Source organism: Mesoplasma lactucae ATCC 49193 (assembly GCF_002441935.1).
Taxonomy (GTDB): Bacteria; Bacillota_I; Bacilli_A; order Mycoplasmatales; family Mycoplasmataceae; genus Edwardiiplasma; species Edwardiiplasma lactucae.
In genome coordinates this window covers 341,026-366,437 of the sequence record NZ_CP023668.1, presented here as the reverse complement: position 1 = coordinate 366,437, position 25,412 = coordinate 341,026, and the positions used below count along the sequence as shown (strand labels likewise).

At 29.2% G+C, this 25,412-nt stretch carries 26 protein-coding genes; 23 read left to right on the top strand and 3 right to left on the bottom strand.

Features of this window, described 5'->3' with window-relative positions; all coding sequences use genetic code 4:
* Positions 1–17 precede the first annotated feature (17 nt).
* On the top strand, positions 18–839 hold the full coding sequence (locus CP520_RS01590; RefSeq protein WP_096862737.1) for a DxFTY motif-containing membrane protein: 822 nt from the start codon (positions 18–20) through the stop codon (positions 837–839).
* Here the strand turns inward: CP520_RS01590 and CP520_RS01585 are convergent.
* Positions 836–1,630: a phosphotransferase gene (locus CP520_RS01585; protein WP_096862736.1), complete on the bottom strand. Its 795-nt coding sequence runs from the start codon at positions 1,628–1,630 to the stop codon at positions 836–838. The two genes, CP520_RS01590 and CP520_RS01585, sit on opposite strands and share 4 nt — an antisense overlap.
* Before the next feature lie 97 nt (positions 1,631–1,727).
* Between CP520_RS01585 and rdgB the strand changes: the two genes are divergently transcribed.
* From rdgB to CP520_RS03720, 7 genes are all read left to right on the top strand, one after another.
* Positions 1,728–2,348 (top strand): RdgB/HAM1 family non-canonical purine NTP pyrophosphatase, encoded by a 621-nt coding sequence (gene rdgB, locus CP520_RS01580; protein WP_096862735.1) that lies wholly within the window; start codon positions 1,728–1,730, stop codon positions 2,346–2,348.
* Positions 2,335–2,874, top strand: coding sequence for a tRNA (cytidine(34)-2'-O)-methyltransferase (locus CP520_RS01575; RefSeq protein ID WP_096862734.1), 540 nt, complete (start codon positions 2,335–2,337; stop codon positions 2,872–2,874). The genes rdgB and CP520_RS01575 overlap by 14 nt, the downstream gene beginning before the upstream one ends.
* A 13-nt stretch (positions 2,875–2,887) precedes the next feature.
* The gene (locus CP520_RS01570) at positions 2,888–3,745 is read left to right on the top strand and encodes a Cof-type HAD-IIB family hydrolase (protein ID WP_096862733.1); all 858 of its coding nucleotides are present in this window, start codon (positions 2,888–2,890) and stop codon (positions 3,743–3,745) included.
* The gene (locus CP520_RS01565) at positions 3,735–4,853 is read left to right on the top strand and encodes a nicotinate-nucleotide adenylyltransferase (protein WP_096862732.1); all 1,119 of its coding nucleotides are present in this window, start codon (positions 3,735–3,737) and stop codon (positions 4,851–4,853) included. Before CP520_RS01570 ends, CP520_RS01565 begins: the two co-directional genes overlap by 11 nt.
* A gap of 3 nt (positions 4,854–4,856) precedes the next feature.
* Positions 4,857–5,552 carry a 5'-methylthioadenosine/S-adenosylhomocysteine nucleosidase gene (gene mtnN, locus CP520_RS01560; RefSeq protein WP_096862731.1) on the top strand — a complete coding sequence of 232 codons (696 nt, stop codon included), beginning with the start codon at positions 4,857–4,859 and terminating at the stop codon, positions 5,550–5,552.
* A 74-nt stretch (positions 5,553–5,626) separates the two neighbouring features.
* The gene (locus CP520_RS01555; protein WP_096862730.1) at positions 5,627–6,244 is read left to right on the top strand and encodes a deoxynucleoside kinase; all 618 of its coding nucleotides are present in this window, start codon (positions 5,627–5,629) and stop codon (positions 6,242–6,244) included.
* 56 nt (positions 6,245–6,300) lie between these two features.
* Positions 6,301–7,218 (top strand): J domain-containing protein, encoded by a 918-nt coding sequence (locus CP520_RS03720; protein ID WP_211276340.1) that lies wholly within the window; start codon positions 6,301–6,303, stop codon positions 7,216–7,218.
* 12 nt (positions 7,219–7,230) lie between these two features.
* Here the strand turns inward: CP520_RS03720 and CP520_RS01545 are convergent, their stop codons facing one another.
* On the bottom strand, positions 7,231–7,968 hold the full coding sequence (locus tag CP520_RS01545; RefSeq protein ID WP_096862729.1) for a hypothetical protein: 738 nt from the start codon (positions 7,966–7,968) through the stop codon (positions 7,231–7,233).
* Positions 7,969–8,704: 736 nt separating this feature from the next.
* On the opposite strand from CP520_RS01545, the gene CP520_RS01540 reads away from it, so the two are divergent.
* Genes CP520_RS01540 through CP520_RS01530 form a run of 3 tightly spaced genes read left to right on the top strand, consistent with a single transcriptional unit; the run spans position 8,705 to position 10,747 of the window.
* Entirely contained in the window at positions 8,705–9,706 is a 1,002-nt protein-coding gene (locus CP520_RS01540; protein ID WP_096862728.1) for a dihydroxyacetone kinase subunit DhaK, read from the top strand.
* A gap of 1 nt (position 9,707) precedes the next feature.
* Positions 9,708–10,337, top strand: a complete 630-nt coding sequence (gene dhaL / locus CP520_RS01535; RefSeq protein ID WP_096862727.1) for a dihydroxyacetone kinase subunit DhaL — start codon at positions 9,708–9,710, stop codon at positions 10,335–10,337.
* Positions 10,338–10,342: 5 nt separating this feature from the next.
* On the top strand, positions 10,343–10,747 hold the full coding sequence (locus CP520_RS01530; RefSeq protein ID WP_169835701.1) for a PTS-dependent dihydroxyacetone kinase phosphotransferase subunit DhaM: 405 nt from the start codon (positions 10,343–10,345) through the stop codon (positions 10,745–10,747).
* 61 nt (positions 10,748–10,808) lie between these two features.
* Here CP520_RS01530 and CP520_RS01525 read toward each other — a convergent pair whose 3' ends face one another.
* Positions 10,809–11,636, bottom strand: a complete 828-nt coding sequence (locus tag CP520_RS01525; RefSeq protein ID WP_096862725.1) for a hypothetical protein — start codon at positions 11,634–11,636, stop codon at positions 10,809–10,811.
* A gap of 155 nt (positions 11,637–11,791) precedes the next feature.
* Here CP520_RS01525 and udk (CP520_RS01520) point away from each other — a divergent pair, with 155 nt between their 5' ends.
* The 12 genes from udk (CP520_RS01520) (at position 11,792) to CP520_RS01465 (ending at position 25,394) form a co-directional block, all read left to right on the top strand.
* A complete protein-coding gene (gene udk / locus CP520_RS01520) occupies positions 11,792–12,448 on the top strand; it encodes a uridine kinase (protein ID WP_096862724.1) in 657 nt (218 codons plus the stop codon).
* A gap of 131 nt (positions 12,449–12,579) precedes the next feature.
* A complete protein-coding gene (gene udk, locus CP520_RS01515; RefSeq protein WP_096862723.1) occupies positions 12,580–13,230 on the top strand; it encodes a uridine kinase in 651 nt (216 codons plus the stop codon).
* A complete protein-coding gene (locus CP520_RS01510; RefSeq protein ID WP_096862722.1) occupies positions 13,231–13,701 on the top strand; it encodes a hypothetical protein in 471 nt (156 codons plus the stop codon).
* Positions 13,702–13,862: 161 nt separating this feature from the next.
* Positions 13,863–14,936: a DNA cytosine methyltransferase gene (locus tag CP520_RS01505; RefSeq protein ID WP_096862721.1), complete on the top strand. Its 1,074-nt coding sequence runs from the start codon at positions 13,863–13,865 to the stop codon at positions 14,934–14,936.
* The gene (locus CP520_RS01500; protein ID WP_169835700.1) at positions 14,929–16,005 is read left to right on the top strand and encodes a DNA cytosine methyltransferase; all 1,077 of its coding nucleotides are present in this window, start codon (positions 14,929–14,931) and stop codon (positions 16,003–16,005) included. The genes CP520_RS01505 and CP520_RS01500 overlap by 8 nt, the downstream gene beginning before the upstream one ends.
* Complete coding sequence (locus CP520_RS01495) at positions 15,983–17,488, top strand: hypothetical protein (RefSeq protein WP_096862720.1); 1,506 nt, start codon at positions 15,983–15,985, stop codon at positions 17,486–17,488. The genes CP520_RS01500 and CP520_RS01495 overlap by 23 nt, the downstream gene beginning before the upstream one ends.
* Before the next feature lie 64 nt (positions 17,489–17,552).
* Positions 17,553–18,089, top strand: a complete 537-nt coding sequence (locus CP520_RS01490) for a ferritin-like domain-containing protein (protein WP_096862719.1) — start codon at positions 17,553–17,555, stop codon at positions 18,087–18,089.
* A gap of 133 nt (positions 18,090–18,222) precedes the next feature.
* Positions 18,223–18,753 carry a hypothetical protein gene (locus tag CP520_RS01485; protein WP_096862718.1) on the top strand — a complete coding sequence of 177 codons (531 nt, stop codon included), beginning with the start codon at positions 18,223–18,225 and terminating at the stop codon, positions 18,751–18,753.
* A 30-nt stretch (positions 18,754–18,783) separates the two neighbouring features.
* A complete protein-coding gene (parE, locus tag CP520_RS01480) occupies positions 18,784–20,718 on the top strand; it encodes a DNA topoisomerase IV subunit B (RefSeq protein ID WP_096862717.1) in 1,935 nt (644 codons plus the stop codon).
* A 33-nt stretch (positions 20,719–20,751) separates the two neighbouring features.
* Complete coding sequence (locus CP520_RS01475) at positions 20,752–21,642, top strand: hypothetical protein (RefSeq protein ID WP_096862716.1); 891 nt, start codon at positions 20,752–20,754, stop codon at positions 21,640–21,642.
* A gap of 31 nt (positions 21,643–21,673) precedes the next feature.
* The gene (parC, locus tag CP520_RS01470; RefSeq protein ID WP_096862715.1) at positions 21,674–24,394 is read left to right on the top strand and encodes a DNA topoisomerase IV subunit A; all 2,721 of its coding nucleotides are present in this window, start codon (positions 21,674–21,676) and stop codon (positions 24,392–24,394) included.
* A 124-nt stretch (positions 24,395–24,518) separates the two neighbouring features.
* Positions 24,519–25,394 carry a hypothetical protein gene (locus tag CP520_RS01465; RefSeq protein ID WP_096862714.1) on the top strand — a complete coding sequence of 292 codons (876 nt, stop codon included), beginning with the start codon at positions 24,519–24,521 and terminating at the stop codon, positions 25,392–25,394.
* Positions 25,395–25,412: the final 18 nt, after the last annotated feature.

Sequence of the window (25,412 nt, the reverse complement as noted above, 5' to 3'; positions counted from 1 at the left end):
AAGGGGAGAAGTAAAAAATGGCAAAAGAACAAACAACAAAAGACGATAAAAAAGAAGATCACCAATCTTATTGAGATAAAATTCGTTCTTTTGATATGTCAAGAACACCATTTTGAATTTCAGTGTTATGACAGTTAATCTTAACAATTATTCCCTTTGTTTTAATTTGAGTTTTCTTAGGAGCAGACTTTCATAATAGTAGTTTTAATAAGTATGATGATTTAGGAAATAATCATGCAGGTTGATTAGCTTTAATTATGGTTGGTTATTTAATTTGAGCTTGAGGTGGTCAAACCTTAACTTTCTTTTTAAAATGACAAAAAGCAGATTCATTTACCTTTACTTTGACTTTTTCAATTATCTTTTTTGCGCTAGTTATGAATGGATGTTGATTAATTGAAATTGATCCTACCAAAATGAGCAATAGTGTCAAAATTGTTGTGCGTTTCTTGATTTGTTTATTTTCAGCGATTCCAGCAATGCTAATTGGAGTTTTAATTACTAATTTTGCTAGAAACTATACTTATAAAACTGAAGATGAAGATGAAGCAATTCTTCAAGCTTATAGAAGTGGTGAAGCAATTCCAACAAAAGAACAATTCAGAATTCAAAGAGCTGAACAAACTAGAATAAAGCGTGAAAAAGAATTAGCAGAGTTAGAAGAATTTAAAGCTGATTTAGATCGTCGTTTATTAACTGATTTTGATAAATCAAAAAAAGTTCTTAAAAAAGAAAATAAAGATTTAAAGAAAAAAGAAAAGCTTGATGCTAAAGAAATGAAGCAACGTTTAAAATACGAAGAAAAAATGAAAAAAAAGAATCCAGAAAAGGATTCTTAAAAAGTTAAGTTATTAAAGTTATCTAACTTTTCTTTCATTAAATAAGCTAACTGACGATAAACATCTTTGTTTGATGTTTCATACATGTATGTTGATCAGTTAATTCATAAAATATATTGGTAGAAGACAAGTTGTGATAACTTGTCTTTTTCTTTTTGATTTAAGTTTAATAAGTTCATAAAATCATTAAATTTATTAACTGGTAAAGTTTCAGTAATAAACCCACCAAAATCAAAAAGATAAATGTTTTTTAAAGAATATTCAAAATCAATAAACTTTAATTCATTATCAACAAATAAAAAGTTTCCAGGCACCATATCGTTATGTGAAAGGACAATTTTAAAATCACCATCAAAGAAACGGGAAATAACTTCATTTAATTTTGATTCATAACTTGATAAATCAATTAGAGGATTTTTAATTTTACTTCTAAATTTTTCTAAATAATCATGAGGTTGAAACATTGGCATATCAACTTCAATTTCATGATATTTTTCAATGGTTGTAATAACCTTTTTTAAAACTTCATCATCTTGTAACATTGCTGGTTTATCAACAAAAGTATAAGCATTAGAATAATAAATTCATTCGCTATAAAAGGTTTTATCAGGATTAAACCCTCACTTGATTGGGTGAAGGATAAAATCAAGATTTTTCTTACTTTTTAATTGTTCATATAAACTAGCTTCAGCTTTTCTGTTTAAAAAATAATCAACATATTTATTAGAAGTTTTAGTCATTATGTTATTTTTTAAACTAATTTCGTTGGTTAAACCTTGAGGGGTTTTCATATTTTCACCTTTTTCCTTTAAAATAGAATTAAGAATAATTAAGTTAATATTAAACCAAAATTAGTGATATTAAACTGAAAGGAATTAAAAAAAGACTATGACAAATAAAGAAGAAATTTGAATTGCTACTGAAAATGAAGGTAAGATTCAAGAATTTAAACAAATGTTAGGTAACGACTATGATGTTAAATCATTATTAGACTTACCAGAAAAATTAGACATTGAAGAAAATGGTGAAACTTTTGAACAAAACGCTTTAATTAAAGCAATGGCTTTAGCAAAAGTAATTCATAAACCAACTATTGGTGATGATAGTGGGATTGAAATTGAAGAAATGCATAACTTCCCTGGAGTTCGTTCTAAACGCTGAGCATTACCAATCACAGATCCAAAAGAAATTAATCAAAAACTATTAGCTGTGTTACAAGAAAAACACTTAACAGCAAAACAACAAAGAAAAGCTAAAATGGTAACTTACTTAGTTTACTTTGATCCTGAAAATAATTTCCAAAGAGGATTTCAAGGAGTTTTAAATGGTTATATCGCACCAGAAGCTAAAGGTAATGGTGGATTTGGATATGATGAAATTTTCATTCCAAATGATACTGATAGAACTGTTGCAGAACAAGTTGAAAACAAAAACGACTTTTCACACCGTTCAAAAGCTTTAAAAAAATTAAAAGAATTTTTAGATAGCAAGGCTGATGGGAATGCGTAAGGTAAATATCGTTTTATTTGAACCAGAAATTGCTAATAATACCGCAGCTATTATGCGTACTTGTGTTGCTTTTGATATGCGTTTACACATCATTGAACCATTAGGGTTCATTTTAAATGAGCATAACATGAGTCGTGGAAGTGCTAATGAATATAAAAAAGTTGACATGATTAGATATGATAATTGAGCTGATTTTGAAAAGAAACACCCAAACACACCTTTATATTGTTTAAGCCGTTATGGTCAAAAACCAATTAGTGATTTTAACTTTACTGAAATTGAAGATGAAGTTTATTTAATGTTCGGGAGAGAATCAACTGGGATTGATAAAGAAATTTTATATAACCACTTTGATACTACTTTTAGAATTCCAATGGTTAAAGATGCTAGAAGTATTAATATTGCAAATACGGTTGGAATTGCTAGTGCTGAAGTTTTAAGACAATGAGATTATCCAGGATTAGAAAAGAAAGAAACTCAACGTGGAGCTGACTATATTCTTAGTCGTCGCTGAGAAAAAGAATAGGAATTGATAGAAAATGAGTTTATTTGAAAAAGAATTACCTTTTGTTTTAAGTGATGTTGATGGAACTTTAGCTTTAGCTGATTTAATCATTCCAGAAAACACAATTAAATCTGTTTTAAACTATCAAAAGAAATCTGGATATCGTTTTTCTTTCATTACTGGAAGAAATGTTATTGTAAATAAAAAAATTGCTGATGAATTAAAAATTCAACTTCCAATTGTTTCTTGTAATGGTGCTTTAATCACTGATAATAAAGGAAAAATCTTAAGTGTTGATTATTTAGATAAAACAACTTGTGTTAAAATTTTTCGCCAAGCAGCCAAAGAAGGTTTAGATATTGTTGCGTATACTCCTGATGCAATTGTTGGAACTCCTAATTCTAATCGTGTGATTGCTTGAAGAACTTATCGTGATAAACAAAAACCAAAACATCAATTTAAAATTACAACTTATCCGAATTTAGATGATATAGCAACAGCAATCGCTGATGAAGAATTTAAACCAGTTGAATTAGTTTGTACTTTTGAAAACCAAGATCAAAAAACAAGAATGGTTGAATTATTCAATCAATTTAGTGATCAAATTGATTATGTGCAATCATTAGCCTTTATGACTAATGTCTTAAAAAAAGGAATTAACAAAGGGTATGGTTTAAACAAATGATGTGAAATTGTGAAAACTAATGTTCCTTATGTTGTTTGTTTTGGTGATAACTATAATGACATAGCCATGTTAAAAGAAGTTAAACATGGCTATGCAGTTGGAAATGCAGTTGAAGCTTTAAAAGAAGTTGCTTTTAAAGTAGTTGAATCTGTTGATAATAATGGTGTTGGGCGTCAATTAGAAAACATTATGAAAAATGAGTACTAAAAAGAAAATCGCCTTATTTGGAGGAACTTTTGACCCAGTTCATACCGATCATTGCAACATCGCAATTGCTTGTCATGACAAACTTGGTTTTGATGAAGTTTGAATGATTCCAACTTATTTAAATCCTTTTAAAACTGAACAAAATTCAACTGTTGAAGATCGTTTAGCTATGCTAAGAATCTTAGAAAAAGAACATAGTTTTATTAAAATTAACCAATATGAAATTATGAAAACAAAACCAAGCTATACTTATCAAACGGTTGAATATATTAAAAATTATTATAAAAATGAAGACTTCGAATTTTGTTTTGTTATGGGAAGTGATCAACTAGATCATTTTGAAGAATGAAATCATTTTGATGAACTAATCAAAATGATTGATTTTAAAGTCTTCAAAAGAAGTGACGACTATAATCATGAAATTGTTGATAAATATCATCTAGAAGTTTTTGACTTTGATAGAGTTGGTTTATCTTCAACTGAAATTAGACATTTAGAAAAACTTTGACTCCAAATTCCAGCAATTAATGATTATGTAAACTATAACCTTTTATATTTAAATGAAAGAGTTAAAAGTCAAATGGATGAAAAAAGATATATTCATTCTATTAATGTTGGTGTGATGGCAAAAGAACTTGCAACCATTCATGGAGCAGACACCCAAAAAGCTTTGGTTGCCGGTACTTTACACGATATTACTAAACGTTGAAGTGAAGAAAAGTCTTTAAGCTATTTACAAAAATGATTACCAGAATTAGAACAAGAACCATATCCTGTTTGACATTCTTTTACAGGATATCTTCACTTACAAAATGACTGACTAATTAAAGATCAAGAAATTCTTCAAGCTGTTTTTAATCATACAGTTGGAGCACCAAATATGGGATTATTGGACAAAATTGTTTTTTGTGCTGATAAAGTTTCAAAGGAAAGAGACTATCCTGGGGTTGAAGAATACAGAAAATTAGTTTATAAAGATTTAAACCAAGGATTTAAAGCATTGTTAAAAATGCAATATGACCGTGCTTTAGAAAAGAACGGAAATGATGGAATTGGTGCAATGCTTAAAAACACTTATGATTACTACATCACAGAAGGGAACGAATAAATTATGAAAATTATTATTGGAGCAATGGAAGAAGAACTTTCAACCTTTGTTAAAGACATTAATGCAAAACCAGTTAATGATTCAATCATTAACGAATACTATTCAGAAGAATTAGATACAATTGTTGCTTGAGTGGGAATTGGGATTAGTAATGCCTCAACTGGACTTAGTTATTTATTAGCAAAATACAATAATACAAATAACATTGAATTTGTTATTAATGCCGGAACCGCTTGTGGTGTTAATGCTAAATTAAAACAAAATGATTTTGTGATTGTTGATAGTGCTTATTATTCAACAGCTGATGCGACTGCAATTGGTTATAAATATGGACAAGTTCCTCAAATGCCAATTTCATATCAAGCTGATGTTGAAATTGAAGCTAACTTAGCAAAAGCAATTCAAGAAGATAAACAAAAACATGTTGTGGTTGGTTCAACTGCAACAAGTGATGTTTTCTTTTCTAATCAAGAACAAGTTGATGTTTATATTAACCGTTTAAATGAACCAATCTTAATTGCTGAAATGGAATGTGCTGCTTTTTTCCAAACTGCCTATATTTTTAATCAAAAAATTGGTGCTTTAAAAATTGTTTCTGATGTTTTAGCAACTGAAGAAGAAAATGGGGATCAATTTGATGCCTTTTTACCAAAAGCTGCAAAAGAACTTAGTGAAGTTCTTCAAAAATTAGTTCGCTAAGATTAGAATAAAAGACTCTTGCTAGAGTCTTTTTTTGTTAGAATTAGTTTGTATGTTATATGGGGGTTATGAAAATGAGAATAGCAATTTTTGGCACAGTTGGTGCTGGAAAAACAACTCTAATTCAAAACATTCACGCTCTAGAACCCGATTATGAAATATTTTGAGAACCGTTACAAAAAAACCCGTACTTTAGTCAGCTTTACACCACTAAAGAACAAGTTCAAGATATTACATATAAAATGGAAATCTGAATGTTAGCAGCGCGTATGCGCCAATTAAAAGAATCATATGGAAAGAAAAACACACTTTTTGATCGTGGAGTGATGGATACCATCGTTTTTGCGGATACGAATCATCAACTTGGGAAAATTGATGATCGTGATTGAGGAGTGTATAGTGATTATTTTGAAGTTTCAATGGTCCCTTCCTTATTTACAAAGACTAGACCAGCTTATGATTTAGTAATTTATTTAAGAGTAAGTGATGAAACTTCAACCAATCGAATTAAACAACGTGGAATTAAAGAAGAACAAGAAGTCGATCCTAAATTCTGAAACCGTTTAAATCAAACTTATGATAAATGATATAACCAATTAAAAGATAAAGTTCCTTTTTATGTTTTAGATGGTGATAAAGACAATTCTAGTGAATTAGCTAGAGAAGTCGTTAATTATATTAAGAGTAAATAAAACCTTTTTTAAAGGTTTTATTTTATTATTTAAGAAAGGAATCAGGAATTTTTAAAATGAATCAAGAATATAAGCTTAAAATCGATAAAATCAAAGCTTTTGAAAAAGAAAATCAAAAACAATATAGTGATTTAAGAACTTTAACAATTAATAAGTTACAAGCTTCAGGTGAATATAATTTTTTATTAACAAGTTTTATTGTGAGCAAAAAAGATTTCTTCATCAGAGGATTTGAATATCAAGAAGAAATTAGTGAACTAATAACTTCACAATTTTTTAATACGAGAAGTTATTTAAAATTTGCTTGTAATGAAGAAATTGCCGATCAAGTATGAACTGAACACTTAAAACCAGTAAATAAATACTTAGAAACTATTTTAAAAGGTGGATTTGAAGCTTTAAATGATGTTAAAGAAAAAGTTATTGGTAAAGTTGATGAAATTCAAGTTGAATTTGAAGAAGTTTGTGAAAAATACTATGAAGACTTTTTAGAATTAGTGAGAAATAACTTAGCTTCAGATTATCTACCAAAAGTTTTAACAACATATCTAACTTTATTTAATGAAACAAGTGATCATGAATACTTATTTAAAAAATTAGAAAATGATGAATATGTTTTTATTCAAGAAATGAGCAACAAATCAGCTAACCTTTTAAAACATAGTTTTGAACAATTTTACAGTGTCTTTGCGATTGATTTAGATAAAGCTAGAATGAGTTCACAAACTAAGAAAAAAGCCGCTTTTAGCGACTTTGATGAAGAAAACTTAGTATTTGATACTAACTTTGATGATGAACAACAAGCTTTAATGATGCTTGGGTTAACTTCACCAGTAACTATTAAAGAAATTAAACAAGCATATAAAAAACTAGCTAAACAATATCACCCTGATTTAAATAAAGATAATCCGATTGCAGAAAAAAAGATGCAGATGATTACAACTGCATATAACTTTTTAAAAAATAAGTGATAAAAAAGATTTCCTCTATAAGAAGAAATCTTCACCTCCGCCGTTTTGTTCAAATTCGGCTTTATAATCATCAAGATAATATAAGAATAGATAAACTGAAAGCATGATTTCAATATAGAAATTAAAAGTGCTTTCTTTAAAACGTTGGGGATCTTCAATTTTAAATAAAACTCCGTAGTGTTCATCAACGTTACGTGCGTTCTTTAAAAATTGACTTCATAAGAAAGAATTCTCATATTGAGTAATTTTCGTATTATACCTTCAGTTATTAAAAGTAACACGTTTTAATTTCTGCATCAAAATCGCATCAACGTTTGGATGTTCTGGGTTCTTTTCTTGTTCTTCGAGAATTAAGTTATAAAAATAATCTTCATTAGTACTAATGTAATGAAGCATTGTTAAACGGTTTAAAAGCGAAAAGATGAACGTAAACATAGTTTGTAGTTCATAATAATCAGCTTGGGTAGCATTGACTTGATCTCGGAAGGTCATATGCTCTTTTTCTTTGATTAGTTCAGTTCTTAGATACTGTCAAGAATACTTGAATTCCATATAAGGAATAATATCTTCTATTTTATCCATAACATGCTCAGCTAAAGCAAAATCATCTTTATATAGTTCGTCTCTTAAATCATCAACTCATTTAATTAAGTCGAAGTTTGAGTTTGTTGGGTTGATATTTAAAGAACCATCTAGAGTTTTATAATCTTTAAATGAATTATAAAAGTCAGTTAAAATTTTAGTAGTTTCCATGATATTTTTCTTTTCTCCTTTCTATTGTTATTTAAATTATAACTTTTATAATGTTCTAAAAAAAGAATATTAGTTAAATTTTGTATGCATTATCGTTCTAGACTAAAACAATCACTCGAAAATAATGCTTTTTTAATTCTTTTTTGATTTTTTCAAAGCAGAATATGGAGCTAAAAACCTTGAAGAAATCAAAGGTTTTTCTTGACTTAAAATAGGTGTGAAGTAAAATAAAAAGGTATTTATTTAACAATAGCTACCTCGTTTAATTAGCTTGCTTAAATTAAGTTAATAATTAACAAATTAGTTGTCAAAATTAGTTTAAAATAATCACTAATCGCATTTTTGTGATTAGAAAAATATTCATAGCCACAAAAATCGTGAAAAACGTAATTTTTGTGATTTTTTTAATTGTATTTTTTTGAAATATAGGCTAGAATGAAAGAGTTAATTGTAATTAATTAACAAACAATAAAAGATCAAGGTCAATAACAGGAAAGTAGAGGTCCTGTTATTGGTTTGCAAAAATATAAAATAAAATTAACTAATAACTAAAAACAATCCCATATAACAACATGTATTTTATATATTGCATATTAATATAGTTTAACTAACAATTATATTTATAATTCACCAGGAAGCTACCTATAATAGGCTTCCTTTTTTATTTGTTAAAAATCCTTGGCTTTCTCTCAAAATGAAATTATAATCAAAATTGTATACAAAAGAGGTAAACACTATGAAGAAATTTATGAACGATATTGAAGATATCGTTTCTAATATCTTAGAAGGGCTTGCTTTAGCCTACCCTGATATAGTGCGATTAATCCCAAATAGTTACGTAATCACAAGAAAAGAGTTTAAAAATCCAAACAAAGTTTCAATTATATCTGGATGTGGAACTGGTCATGAACCAGCACCAAACAGTTATGTTGGAGAAGGAATGTTGGATGCTGGAGTGGTTGGTGAAGTTTTTACTTCCCCAACCCCAGATCAAATTTTAAAAGCAATTGAGAATGTCCCGACTAAAAACGGGGTTTTATTAGTGCTTTATAATTATACTGGAGACCGAATTAACTTCCGAATGGCTCTCCAAGCAGCTCAACAACTAGGAGTAAAAATTGATTTTGTAGTTATTAGCGATGATATCGCCACAGAAGAAATATCAGAAGATAAGATGATTAAAAGAGGTTTAGCTGGAGGAGTATTGGTTACAAAGATAATTGGTGCTAAAGCTGAACAAAACGCTAGTTTAGAAGAACTAAAAGAAATTGGTGTTCGTGCCAATAAAAATACAGCAACGATTGGAATTGCTGCAAACGGAACAACAATTCCGACAGCTGGATTTAAAGGTTTTGAACTTGATGATTTTACAGTTGAATATGGAGTTGGAGCTCATGGAGAACGTGGGGTTCGTCAAGAACCAATTCAAACAGCCGATGTTCACGTTCAAGAAATTATGCCAAAACTAATTGCGAAACTTGACCTTAAAAAAGGTGATAAAGTAGCTTTACTAGTTAATGGTTTAGGAGGAACTCCTCAATCAGAATTCTTTATTGTTGCTAGAAAAGCAATCTTAATGTTAAATGATGAAGGCATAATTTTAGAAAAAGCTTTTGTTGGTAATTACTTTACCAGTATTGATATGCCAGGGTTTAGTATTTCTTTAATGAAACTAGATGATGAAATGGCTAAATTAATGCAACAAAGAGCAAATACAATAGGATTGAAGGTAGTTTAAAATGAACAATAGACAACTTATTAAGTTATTAGAAGAAATTAATAAAGAATTACATGAAAATAAAGAATACTTAAACCAACTTGATGCAGCAATTGGAGATGGAGATCACGGAACTAATGTTGTGCGCGGGTTTGAAGCAATTCAAGAAGAAATTAATAAAGGAAACTTTGATGATTTAACTCCAAAACAAACATTAAAAGATGTTGCGATGATTTTAATGTCTAAGATTGGTGGAAGTTCTGGTCCTTTATTTGGAACTTTAGCATTACAAATGTCAAATGGTTTAGATGATACTGAAAGAACTTATCTTGATCAATGAATTAAAGCAATTCAATCAGGAATTGATGGAGTTCAAGTTTTAGGTAAAGCACAATTGGGAGATAAAACCATGGTTGATGTCTTAATTCCAAGTTTAGAAACTTTAGAAAAAAACATCAATGATCCTCATAAAGCGATTAAAGAAGCAGAAGTAACTGCTAAAAAAGCAATGGAGGATACTAAAGATTTAGAAGCAAAGAAAGGAAGAGCAGCCTACCTTGGTAAACGTAGTATTGGACACATCGATCCTGGTAGTGTCACAATCTACTTGTTATGAAAAAGTATTAACCAAGTAGAAATCTCTTGTCACTAAAAACAATGGTATCTATTTTAGTTGTTTCGCATTCCCATGATTTGGCAAAATCAACAGTGGATCTGATAAAAGAGATGAAGAATAGTGATTTTATCCTTGATTATATTGGAGGAGATCATGACAGAAGATTAGGAACCAATGCTATTGAAATTAAGAATAAAATAAAAGAAATCGACCAAGGTGATGGTGTTATTATCGTTCCTGATATTGGTTCTTCTATTTTGAATGCCAGAGCGGCTATAAATCTGCTTAGTGCTGAAAATGGCAATGATGCTTCTGAATATATTAAAGTATTTAACGGACCGTTTTTAGAAGGATTGTTAGCAATGGTTGTTGTTAACGATGAAAACGAAACTGTGAATTCTTTAATGGACGTTGGTTTAGAGACAGTTATAAATTGAAAGAAATAAATAATAAAAAAAGACATGTAAATGTCTTTTTCTTTGTCTATATAGTTTCATAATGAAACTATTAAATGTAATAACGTTGCAGTTTTTGTCTTTGATTTTGAAAGTTATCAATTCAACTTATCAATTCAATTAAGCAGTTATGTAGAACCAATTTAGAATTAAACCCTCTAATCTGACCAATTGGTTCATTTTCCAACACAGTTTTTATAGACGGATTGGGTATTTGTGTGGTAAAAAACATGTCCATTCCATCCTTTTTTCCTTCTTCTTCAGACAAATCATAAAATAAATCATTTGTTTTTCACATAATCCCTATGTCTGGTCGCTCATACACGCTAAAAGGATGGGCAATTAGATTTCTTATTCCCTTAACAAGTTCCATGTATTCATAAAATAATGATGTGTTATTTGATAATTGAATAAATTGATTTTTTAGAGATTCTTTTTTATTTTTGGAAAGATATTTTGGCTTTAAAGAATCTCAATTGGTAGTTCCTTCAGTATAAACATCAATTTTATTTGGCATTCCATAAACTTGATAAACATAAATATATTTTACGCATTGAAATAGATTGTCTAGATGAAGTATGAGTCCATTCTTTTCAAGAGGGCTTCAGTTATCCTTTTTCAAAATATTAACCAATATTTCTATATTAAAACGAGACTTTGTCTTAATTGAGTTGAGTAAATTCAAACTTTCATGTACATATCGATAAGTTTCATCTATAGTTTTTCTATTGTAGAAAAATAAATATTCTTCATTATTTCAAATTTCAACTAGACCTTCATATTTGGTTTTTGTTTCCAGCTTTAAATATTCGATTGTTTTTACCAATTCATCATTTAAAGTTCATAAATTTTCAATTTGATTTTCGTTATTTAATTCCATAACTTTTTCGACCCTTCTTTTTATTAAAAATATACACTTTTAAATGATAATAAAAAACAAATTTCAACGAGCTGAAGGAATAAATAAAAAACAAAGCATAATAAGATTGCATAACCGCAACTAAGTGCCTATAATTTTAAGTTGAGGTATTTGTAATGGAGAAAACACAAACACAAAACAAAAAACCAGTAACAATCATCATTATTGCTGGTGGATCTGGTTCTGGAAAAACAACTGTAGCTAAAAAAATTTCAGACCAAATTTTAGGAGATAAATCTGTTGAATACATTTCAATGGATAATTACTATAAAGACTTATCTGGATTAACTGAAGATGAGAGAGAAGCTGTTAACTTTGATCACCCAAACGCAATCGACGTTGATTTGTTAGTTGAACAATTAGGAAAATTAAAGAACAGAGAAGCAATTCCTGTTCCGCAATATGATTTCGTTAGTCATACAAGAAAAGCTGAACCAAAAATTATGGGTCCAGCTGATGTTATTATTCTTGATGGGATTTTGGCTCTACATATCGAAAAAATTCGTGATTTTGGAGATATTAAATTATTTATTAAAACTGCTGATGATGTAAGATTCATTCGCCGTTTAGAACGTGATGTTAAAGAACGTGGAAGAAGTATTGATTCAGTAATCGACCAATACTTAAACACTGTTCGTCCAATGCACCAATACTTTGTTGAACCAAGTATAGATAATGCTGATTTAATCGTGCCTTATTATGAAGGAAACGATGTCGCTGTTGACTTAGTTGCTACAAAAATTGCTGCTTTAGTTGAAGAAAACAACAAGTAATTCATGAACGCTATTTTTTGCGTTCATTTTTTATAATAAAATATATAAATCTTTTATTGATGTTAATTGTTTCAAAATAGAACAAATAATTGTAAAATCAAATTAATTAAAAACTTGGGAGAAGATAAAAAATGGAAAACGTACAAACTAAAAAACCTGTAACAATTGTTATTATTGCTGGTTGCTCTGGTTCTGGTAAATCAACTGTTGCTAAAAAAATCGCAAATCAAATTCTTGGTGATAAATCTGTTGACTATATTTCAATGGATAATTATTACAAAGATTTGTCACATCTAAATGAAGAAGAACGAAAAAAAGTTAACTTTGATCATCCCGATGCAATTGATACTGACTTGTTAGTTCATGACTTAAATGAACTAAAAGAGAGACATGCAGTTGAAATTCCACAATATGACTTTGTGACAAGTAACAGAACTAAAGAAACTAAAACCATTGGTCCAGCTGATGTAATTATCCTTGACGGAATCTTTGCTCTACATTTAAAAGAAATCCGTGAAATGGGAGATATTAAATTATTTATCAAAACAGCTGATGATGTTCGTTTTATTCGTCGTTTACAACGTGATGTTGAAAAACGTGGAAGAAGTTTAGAATCAGTTGTCGATCAATATTTAAATGTTGTTCGTCCAATGCACCAAATGTTCGTTGAACCAAGTATTGATTATGCTGATTTAATTGTTCCTTATTATGAAGGAAATGATGTAGCTGTTGATATGGTAGCTACAAAGATTGCTGCTTTAATTGAAGACAATAATAATTAGATGACTAATAATTTATTAGATGAAAAATATGTGCACCAAGATATGAATGAGAATTTGTTAAATACTTATATGATTATTCAACTATCTTATTTGGCACATATTTTTTATTCTTGATTACACAAAACATATGAATATAAAGGCAACAAAACTAATTTAGAAGAAATGTTTGATTTTGTTTTTGCTTATAATGAAGAAAACCAAACTGATATTATTTTAAATTCTAATTTAAAAATTGAAGGTTATTGTACTGATGAAAATGGTGAAACGTTGATTTCAAATTGTTCACTATATATTGACTACAAATACTTTACAGATTGAGATGAGCTAGATTCTGGAGAACTTTATGACAAATTAACTGATAACGGAAAATTAAATAGTTATTGACAAATAACTGGTTTTAAAATTGGAAAATATGGTCTAGGCTCTTTAACCTACAAGCAATTCTTGGAAAACATTGAATTTTTAAAATAGTTGACTATCTCAAAACTCAACTATTTTTTCATTACCCCCACTAAACTTGTTTCTGTTTGATATAATCGAAATTGAATAATTTAGTATTGTAAAAATATCATAAGTGAATAAAAATTCAATTTTATTTATTTTTTAATATTCAATTGAAAAGGGGAAAAAATATGGGAAAGAATAGAGTTTTATCTCTTTTTTCTAGTGCCGGAATTGCAGAATTTGGCTTTGATGGGACTGATTCGAAGGTTGTATTGTCTTCTGAATTATTGCCTATAAGGGCAAAAACTCACCAATTTTGACATCCAAAAACTGAAATGATTTGCGGAGATATTACAGAAAAAAGCATAAAAGACAAAATAATTAACGAAGCAAAAAAGAAGAAGGTTAATTTCATTTTTGCAACTCCTCCTTGTCAAGGAGTTAGTTTAATTGGAAAAAACAAGTCTAATGATCAAATGTTATCTGATGATAGAAATTACTTAATTTTTGATGTTTTTGATATCATTGATGAATTAGATCCTGAATACGTAATGATAGAAAATGTAGCTCGTTTTTTTAAAATTAAATATCCTAGCAATGGTTCTTTGAAATCAATTGAGGAAATAGTGAGAAATAAATATAGTGACAAATATAATCTTTCCTTTGAAATATTTGATGCTCAATATTATGGAGTGCCTCAACATAGAGAACGTTCAATTATCAGAATGTGAAAAGATGGTAATGATTGAGAAGAACCTAAAAAGCATAAACCAATTACGTTAAGAGAGGCAATTGGCGATCTACCATCTCTAGAATCAAATGAAACATCTAATATAAAAAATCATAATGCTCGAAAGCACACTCCTGAGCATATTGAGATTCTTTCTCACACACCTTCTGGGCATTCTGCTTTTGAAAATGAAATTTACTACCCAAAAAATAAAAAAACTGGTGAAAGAGTTAAAGGGTATGCAGCATCATATAAAAGAATGTCTTGAGATGAACCAGCACCAACAATCACAATGAGAAATGATTGTATTTCATCACAAAGTAATGTCCATCCAGGTAGAAAAAGACCTGATGGAACTTATTCTGATGCTAGAGTTTTGTCATTAAGAGAATTGTTTATTTTATCTTCTTTAAACCCTGACATGGATATCCCTAATTTTTCTTCTGATATACAAATAAGACAAATGATTGGTGAAGCTGTCCCTCCAAAATTAATTAATTCATTATTGAAAGGGCTTAAGAAAAATGACTAAAAATATAAAAGGCGCATCTATGTTTTCTAGCGCAGGAATCGCTGAAACTTACTTTGATGAAATTGGGATTGACATCAAAGTAGCGAACGAACTTTTAAGTAAAAGAGCAGCTCTATATAGTTTTTTTCATCCAGAAACTGAAATGATTTGCGGTGATATTACCGATGAGCAAGTATTTAAAAAGTTTGATGAACAAGTTAAAAAAAATGATTGTAAATTTTTAATTGCCACCCCTCCATGCCAAGGTATGAGCACAATGGGAAAAAAAGAATATTCAACTGATAAAAGAAATTATTTAATATTTTATGTAATAGATATGATAAAAGACAATGATTTCGACTACATATTAATAGAAAATGTTCCAAAATTTTTAAAATTATTTTTTCCATATAAAGGTGAGTTAAAAAAACTTACTGATATTATGCATATTGAATTTTCTGATAAATATAATATTGATTCCTTTGTATTAAATGCTGCGGATTATGGTGTTCCTCAAAGCCGCCCTAGAGGCTTCATAAAAATGTTCAAAAATAACTTAAAATGAGCAGACCCGATTCCAAAAAAAAGAATAACTTTAGAAGAAGCTATTGGTGATCTTCCATCTTTAGAATCGGGACAAGATAGTGGAATAAAATGACATAAGGCAAAAGTTCATAATGACCGTGAAATTTTGGCTATGTCACATACTCCAGAAGGAAAATCTGCTATGGCAAACGATTTTTATTATCCTAGAAAACCTAATGGTGAAAAAATTAAAGGTTTTCATAACACATATAAACGAATGAAGTGAAATGAACCTTCCCCAGCTAGAGCTATTAACAATGGAAGTATGGGTGGACACAATAATGTTCATCCAGGAAGAAAAAATAAAGATGGCACATATAGCGATGCTCGCGCATTAACACTGAGAGAAACTTTCATTGTATCTTCATTAAATCCTGATTTAGACTTACCTGATTGATGTTCGGAAACTCTAATTAGAACTGTGATAGGAGAGGCTATTCCACCACGTTTCAGTGAAAACATTTTGAGAGGTATTAATTCCAATGGAAAAATTAAAAAGAACTAAAGAACATAGATGAATTTTACAAAAAAATATTAGTTCTAGAGATCACGTTGTCCCATTTCTTGATGCAATTTCCGACAAAACTAAATCTATTAATAATAACGATATAAAACAAGAGCTTTTTAATACTGGAGCTTATAAAGGCCGTAGTAAAAAAGGTTCAGCTTCTACAATGGGAGTTAGAAAAAGTCAGTTAGCTTTTTACATGTTTGGATATTCACAAAAAAATCTCAAAACCAAGGAAGAATATTTTATCCCTACTATAAGCACATCAAATATTGTAAGAGGAACCATAGAAGAATCAAAAAATGTACTTATTAATCTTTTTTCAATGCAATATCCTCATCCATATAGCAAGACTGATTTGGATTTTGAAATTTATTTTGGAAGATTGATAATCAGTCTGTTAACTGAAGAAAAACTGAACAATAGAATTTATTTTGATGAATTTATATACATACTAAATTTCATAACAAGTATTAATGAGAATGATTATTACGAACTGATTGATGTTTTGCTTGATTATAGAAAACTTTCATATCAAAACAAAAAACAAAAATTTATTGATGTTCCGAATTATGAGTCTATTTTTGCAAATTGCCTACATGAAGTAAAAAATTATTTTTCTAGATTATTTTCTGAGTTTAATGTTTTAGAAATATGTGGCGATCCTTTACACAATGAAGGACACATTTTCAAATTCCAACATGGTAATACTAAGACATTTAGAAATGATGGAGTAAAAATAAAAAATAAAAAAGGGAATTTCCCTGGTTATATCAAATTAGCTGATGATTTAATTGAGCCTTCAAAAGAATTACTTAAAAAATTTCCTTGCTGAGAAATTCCAATATCATTAAAAGATCCTAACATATTTTCAAAAGATGATTGAAAAGAAGAATTATATGAAATTGATTTTTTAAATTATTACTCAACAATATTTAAAGACTCCGAAAGAGTGAATGAAATTGTATCAATGGTTAACCATATGACACAAGAAGCAAAATACGGAACCAAAGATGGAAAATCTTTTGAGCAATCATTAAAACCTGTCTTTGAATTATTTAGAGAAAATTTAAATGTGGAAATTATTAGCGGTTCGGGTAATACTGATTTACTATGCGCCTTTGAGAATTCATTTGATGATGGAACATATAAAATTAATGTGGAAGCTAAATCAAGAAAATCATATGTTGACTTAAATCCCTCAAGACTTGAACGACACATATCTCTTAACGCTTCAAAATATTGCATTGTTGTATCGCCAAGATTTTCAAAAGGTAACAGATTGGATATTGAAGGTAAATCTATCGTTGCTTTAACTGCTGAAGTTCTTGCGAAATATTGTGAGAAGGAATGTCTTAATGATAAAGATAATATGGCATCATTTGAAACAATTAATCAAATTTCGCTGGAACATCTAGGAGAAGATATTACTTATTTAGTAGATAAAAAAATCAATGATAAATACGGCCTTAAACTTTAAAAAAATCATTAATAATCATTAACTTATGCTATGATATTAAAAATAAAAAAGGAGTTAATTAACAATGATAAACAAAGACGTAAAACAAGATGTTGTAGATTTCTTAAATTTACACATTCAAACACAACTAGAATGTATGTGACTTTCACAACAACTTAGCTTAAATGGATTCCCAGGTTTTTCTTGATTCTATCAAGTGCAATCAGAAGATGAATTTATGCACCAAAGAAGAATTATTAATTACTTACAAGGAACAACTGGAGCTGAAGATTATGAAATTAAATCTCCAGACTTTAAAACCTTTACAATTCAAAATCCAAAAGATGCAGTTACTTTCTACATCAACATGAGACAAAAGACTTTAGATTTTGCTTTAAAAATTAAACAAAACGCAATTGCGAAAAATGATTATTTAACAGCAGAATTCTACTCATGATTCATTAAAGACTACTGAACTGAAATTGATGAAAATAAAGATATTTTAGACAGAATCGAAATGAATGGAACTACTTTAGCTGGACTAGATCGTCGTATGGGAAAAAGAGAAGAAATTAACCCAGAAGATGTGATTCACCCAATGGCTGGATTCAAAGCTGACTAAGATAAATTAAAACCATTTCAAAAATAAATAACTTCACAATTAAAGTTATTTTCATTTTTTGGAATGGTTTTTTCTATCGGGTGAAAAGTAAATGATTTAACAATGTTATTATTAGTATTGAGGTTATAAGAAAATGAAATTAGACTACAAGACAATTGATGAAAAACACACACCATTAATTAGAAATTTTTATATTTATCAACACGGAAATGAACTAACCGGGTTATTTTTAATTTCTACAATTAAAGATGAATTATATTTAGTTCCCTTCCATACAGTTGATTTAGATTCAAAAGAAGCTAAATCATATCTACAAGGTGATTTACAATCTGAAAAGAATGAAGATGCAACCTGATATTGAACAAAATATCTTCTACAATATTTTGACAAAATGAAGGATAAACCAATGAAGGTTAAAAAAATCACTAATTTAGATCAAATGTATGATGATGATAATCAAACAGGAGTTAATGTTTATGAAATCAGTAAAAAAGATTTTAAAGATGTTATTTTCTGTTATGAAATGTTAATTGATGATTTATTAGAAATCGTTATGAAACTATTAAGTAGGGATAAAGAAAATCCGTTCTTAAATGATGATTTAAGAGCTGATTTAATTGATACACAAGGTTATATCTTAGATACAATCTATGACAATCAATAATTATTAGTTATTAGAAAATGGGGTTATTAAATGTCAGATAAAGTTACAGCAGCCTACAACGATGACTCGATTGAAGTCTTAGAAGGTTTAGAAGCTGTTAGAAAAAGACCTGGAATGTACATCGGTTCAACTGATGTTAAAGGGTTACATCACTTAGTTTGAGAAATTGTTGACAACTCAATCGATGAAGCTTTGGCTGGGTATGCGACAAAAATTACAGTGACATTAGAAAAAGATGGTTCAGTTTCTGTTGAAGATAACGGACGTGGAGTTCCGATTGGAATGAACAAGAAACTGAACAAATCAACACCAGAAGTTATCTTTTCAGTTTTACATGCTGGAGGTAAATTTGGTGGGAATGGGTATAAAACATCTGGAGGACTACATGGAGTTGGTTCAAGTGTTGTTAATGCCTTATCAAGTCGTTTTGATGTCACAATTTATCGTGATGGAATTGTTAGTGAAATTAAATTTAAAGATGGTGGAAAGTTAGTTGAACCTTTAACTAAGGTTGGAAAAACTTCAAAAACTGGAACAGTTGTTAACTTTTTACCAGATAAAGCAATTTTTAATAGTGTTAAATTCAGTTTCACAACCATCAGTGAACGTTTAAGAGAATCTGCTTTATTAAATTCAGGTTTAAGAATTGATTTAATTGATCAAATCAATGGTAGAACTGTAAGTTTTCAATTTGAAAACGGATTAGAAGAATTTGTAAAAGAACTTAGTGAAAACAAAGTTTCAATTACACCAGTGATTCAACTTCGTGGTTCTGAAAAAGAAATCGATGTTGAAATTGCAATGGAATATACTGAAGATTATTCTGAAACTGTTTTAGGCTTTGCTAATAATGTTAAAACTAGTGATGGAGGAACTCATATTACTGGGTTTAAAACTGGTTTAAACAAAGCAATTAATAACTATGCACTTGAGGTCGGGTTATTAAAAGAAAAAGATAAACGTTTAGATAGTAATGATTTAAAAGAAGGACTAGTAGCTGTTGTTTCAGTTAAAGTTCCAGAAGATTTAATTCAGTATGAAGGACAAACAAAAGGGAAGTTAGGAACAATTGAAGCAAGAGCTGCAGTTGAATCAATTACTAACCAGCACTTGTCATTCTGATTAAGAGAAAACAAAGAACTAGCTAAACAAATTATTGAAAAAGCTTTGATGGCAAGAAGAGCTAGAGAAGAAGCTAGAAAAGCTCGCCAAGCAATCAGGGATAGTAAATCTAAAACTAAGAACAAAACCATGTTAGGAAAATTAATGGCTTGTTCTGGAAAGAAAAAAGAAGATAACGAACTATTTTTAGTTGAAGGAGATTCAGCTGCTGGGAGTGCTAGAAAAGGGCGCGACAGTAAAACTCAAGCGATTCTGCCTTTAAAAGGGAAAGTTATTAATGCTGAAAAAGCAAAACTAGCTGATTTAATGAAAAATGAAGAAATTAATACTATTATTTCTGCAATTGGAGCTGGGGTTGGAAATGATTTCGACCCCAAAGATTCCAATTATGGAAAAATCATCATCATGACTGATGCTGATACTGATGGAGCACATATTCAAACGTTATTATTAACTTTCTTCTATCGTTACATGCGTGATTTAATTAACGAAAAACACGTTTATATTGCGCTACCACCGCTATATCAAATCATTTTCTCAGATCATTCTTCAATCTATTTATGAGATGAAAAAGATTTAGAAGAATTTGTTAAAGAAAACGAAAATAAACGTTATGAATTAAAACGTTTTAAAGGGTTAGGAGAAATGGATGATACTCAATTATGAGAAACAACCATGGATCCAAATTCAAGAAAATTAATTCAAGTAGCCATTGAAGATGGCTTACAAGCAGAGAGAGCCTTTAAAATTTTAATGGGTGATAATGCTGAAATTAGAAAAGAATGAATCCAAGATAACGTCAAATTCACTTTAGAAGATGATGACGCTGGAATTATTCTTTAATTGTTAGACACAATTCAAGGAGGATATAAAATTATGCCTAAAAATGTAGAACAAGAAATTACTAAAGCACTTGATAACTTAAATCAAGTTGCAACCACACTTTCACAATATGAAGAAGTATGACCTTATCGTTACTTAATTGATAAAGATGATGCTTCACAAACTGTTATTGAAGTTGTTTCAACTAATCAAGATTTAACTAGTGCTAAAAACAACACTTATGCTATTAATAAAAATGATGAAACTGACAAGCAATGATTTTTAGAAACAATCATTGCTCAAACTAATCTATATAACACTGTTTTAACTAATCTTAAAAACGCTAATGTTTATGGTTTAGAAAACAAAAAATATGTTATTAAAGATAAACATGAGTTTAAAAAACAAAAATTAAGTTTACAAACTGAAATCGTAGCAATCGATTTATTTGACTTATTAAGTGCTTTTAAAAACACAGATTTACAAGGAATGGTGCAACCAAAAGCCAAAGAAAATAAACCTGCAATCAAAGCTAAATTACAACAAGAAATTAAAACTATTTCTGATGCAATTTATCGTATTAACTTTTTTGAATTATCACCAAGTTATTCAATTAAAAATAACAATGATGATCAAAATAAACCAAACGATATGGTTTTTGAAGCAATGGTTAAACTAGATGATGTCATTATCTTTGATGGAAGTGTAAATTATGAAACAACTAATCTTCAAACTCTATACGATACATTAGTTAAGTTTTCACAAACTACAAGAATTATTTTAAATACCTTGAAATACTACCAAAACGTTGTTGCAATAAGTCATCCAAACTTATATACATCAAAATTGTTTGCTAAAAAGCAATCATTAACTACTGCTGGTAGTGAAGTTAATAGAGCAATTGATTTAACAACATATATTAAAAAAGTTTATAACTTAAAATAAAAATAAATTATTCGAAAGGAAGATGCCAAGAATGGCTAATAAAAAAAATAGCTTAGAAGCTAATAGTGAAATAATTTCCTTTCCCTTAGGTGAATTAATGGAGGACAGATTTGGTCGTTATGCTAAATATGTTATCCAAGAACGTGCTTTACCCGATGTTCGTGACGGGTTAAAACCAGTTCAAAGAAGAATTTTATATGGGATGAACGAACTAAAACTTTCTTATAACAAACCAACATTAAAATCAGCAAGAATTGTTGGGGATGTTATGGGAAAATATCACCCTCATGGTGATAGTTCAATTTATGAAGCAATGGTCAGAATGTCACAAGATTGAAAAATGGGTTCAACTCTTGTTCGTATGCAAGGAAATAACGGATCTATTGATGGTGATAGTGCTGCTGCTTATCGTTATACTGAAGCAAAATTAGAAAAAATCTCTGAACTTTTATTAAGAGATTTAGATAAAAATACTGTTGAATTTGCACCAAACTATGATGACAAATTAAAAGAACCAACTGTTTTACCAGCATACTTTCCAAACATTTTAGTAAATGGTTCAACCGGAATTGCTGCTGGATATGCTACAAATATGCCACCTCACAACTTAAAAGAAGTGATTGATGTTGTTGTAGCTTATATTAAAAACCCTGACTTAACTTTAAGTCAGGCTATGAAATACATCAAAGGACCAGATTTTCCAACTGGAGGAATCATTCAAGGTGTTGATGGAATTAAAGAAGCTTTTAAAACTGGTAAGGGAAGAATTATTCTTAATTCTAAATGACATGAAGAAAAAGAAACAATTGTTATTGATGAAATCCCATACGAAGTTGTTAAAACTGATTTAGTGAAAAAAATTGGTGAAGTTGTTGATAATAATCCTGGACTTGGGGTTAAAGAAATTATTGATGAATCAGGACGAGAACATTTAGTTCGTATTGCAATTCATCTTCAACCAAAAGCTAATATGGAAGTTGTGAGAAAATATTTATTCAAACAAACACCATTATCAATTTCTTATAATTACAACAATGTTGTAATTATTGATAAGCAACCAAAACAGGTCGGTTTATTAGAAATTATTGAATCTTATGTGAACCATTATGTTGATGTTCACACTAGAAAAACCCAATTTAACTTAGATAAAGCTTTAAAAAGATTAGAAATCGTTGATGGTTTAATCAAAGCGATGTCAATTTTAGATCATGTAATTGCTACAATTCGTCGTAGTGAAAACCGTGGAAACGCAATTAGTAATTTAATTGCTGAATTTCAATTTTCACAAACTCAAGCAGAAGCAATTGTTGATATGCAACTATATCGTTTAAGTTCAACTGATGTTTCAAAATTAAAAAATGAAAAACAAGATTTAGAAGCTTCAATCAAAGAATATCAACATTTATTAAATGATAAAGAAGCGCAACATGAAGATATTATTAATAACTTATTAGAAGTTAAAGAAGAATATAGCAAGAAACGTCGCAGTATTATTGAAGATGAAGTTGAATCACTTGATGTTGAACTTAAAGAAACTATTGTTGAAAAGAGCTTTACTTTATATGTTTCAAAAGATGGTTATTTAAAAGCGATTACAAACGATGTTAAAAGTAAAAACCAACCAGAAACTTTTGGAAGAAAACCTGGTGATTTATGAATTATGGAACAAGAAGTTTCCAACATGGATCATTTAATTATGATCTCATCAAGTGGAGATTATTATTCAATTCCATTATTTAAATTACCAAATAATAAATGAAAAGATTCTGGAACTCATGTTAATCAATTTGTAACTATGAGTGGTGAAGAAAAAATCATTAATGCTTTTGTTGTTAAAGATTTTTCAACTGCTAAAAACCAATTATTATTAGGAACTAAAAAAGGTCTAACTAAAAGAATTATTATTTCTGAATTAGAAACTAAAACCTTTAATAAAGGATTTAGATTAATTAAATTAGGAAAAGATGATGAACTAGTTTCTGCTTTCTTAGTTAACTCAAGAACAAATGCTGTTGGAGTTTTAACTTCAACTGGTTATGGTGTGAGATATGATCTTGAAGACATTCCTTTACAAGGAACTAACTCTAAAGGAGTTAAAGCAAGTTCAAAATCAGATGATATTGCTTCAATTATTCCGTTAGAAAATCAAAACGAAATTTTATTCTTAACTGATAAAGATAACTTAAAGAAATTCTCACAAGATGACTTACCATTATATGTTCGTCCGAAAAAAGGAGTTCGTTTATTCCCTGAACGTAAAAGAGGAAAAGAACTTTTAACTTTTGGATTTGCTATTAAAAATGATGATGTTTTAGAACTTTTAACTGCTGAAGACGAAATTAAAGAAATTAATTTAAACCGTTTAAAAACTTCAACTTTAAAAGACAATCTATCATCATCTGGAGTTCATGATATTACTGCTGCAATGATCAATTGTGACAATATCATTACTCCAAATGATATCGCAAATGGTTCTGATACTTATTTAGATGACAAAAATAGTGATGATGATTCAACTATGACTATGACATTTAACCCAAATATTAGTGCTACAAAAAAGGTTAGTGATTCTAAAAAAGTTAAAACAAATGATGAAGTTAAAAAAACAGTTGATAGTAAATTAAATACTATGGGTTCATCATTACTTTCAGATTTTGATTTTGATTTACCAACTAAAAACAATAAAAATAAAGATGAAGATCTTGATGGTGAAGATACCCAATTAAGTTTTGATGACTTATTAGATGATTAATTATCAAAGAGAACATTAAGGTTCTCTTTTTTTAATAACCCTCAATTGCTTAACAACATTTTCACCTAAAACACTTTATAATAGAAGTGTAGATTTAATAGAAAGAAAAGGAAATTTTATAACTATGAAAAAAAATAAAAAAAACCAAGATGTCGCACCTGTAAATCAAGACATGGTCGGCAAAAATGGTAAACCTAAAAAAGAAAAGAAAAAATACAAAGTAGATTGAACAATGATTTGACCAATCTTAGCCATTCTTGTATTTGGTGTATTAGGATGCATCGCATTTGTAAGTATGGGATTTGGAGTAAGCGTTCAATCTGTTAAAGGTAACGGATGAAGTGCTTTAATTCCTGTTGGAAAATTAAGCGGTGAAAACCCAACTTATGGAGCAACAATTTCTGGAATCGTAATTGCATTTTGTGCTGTAATCGTTCCATTTGCAATGATGTTCTGAAGTCCATCAAAAAAATTAACTAAATGATTAGGAATTATTCCTGTCGTTATGGTACTTTTAGCAGCAGCATTAATGTTTGCTGGAATCGGATTATTCTGCCGTGATTTCCACAAATTTGCTGGAATTGTACCTGCAGATTCAATTAACGGTGGAGCAATCACTGGTATTGTAATTATTGTTTTAGTTGGATTCTTAATTGGATTAGCTGGAGTTGTTCGTGGATTCTACGGATTTAACTTAAGAACTTTTAAATTCAAAGGTAGCAAAAACAAAGACAACAAAAAATCAGACAACAACAAATCAGTAGAAGAAAAAACAACTACTACTGTAATGCCTGTTGAAACACCTGAAAATAGCGAAAGAACTCAAAAAGTTATCGTTAATCAAAATGTGGAAACTACAAAAGTTAAACACGATCCTTTTTCACATGATGAAAAAGAAACTATCACAGATAAATCTACTACAACCACAAAAGATGTACCAGTTGAACGCGTTGTTAAAGACGAACTAAACGATACTGAAGAAAAAGAAGATACCTTATAGAGTTAATTTATAAGTGTT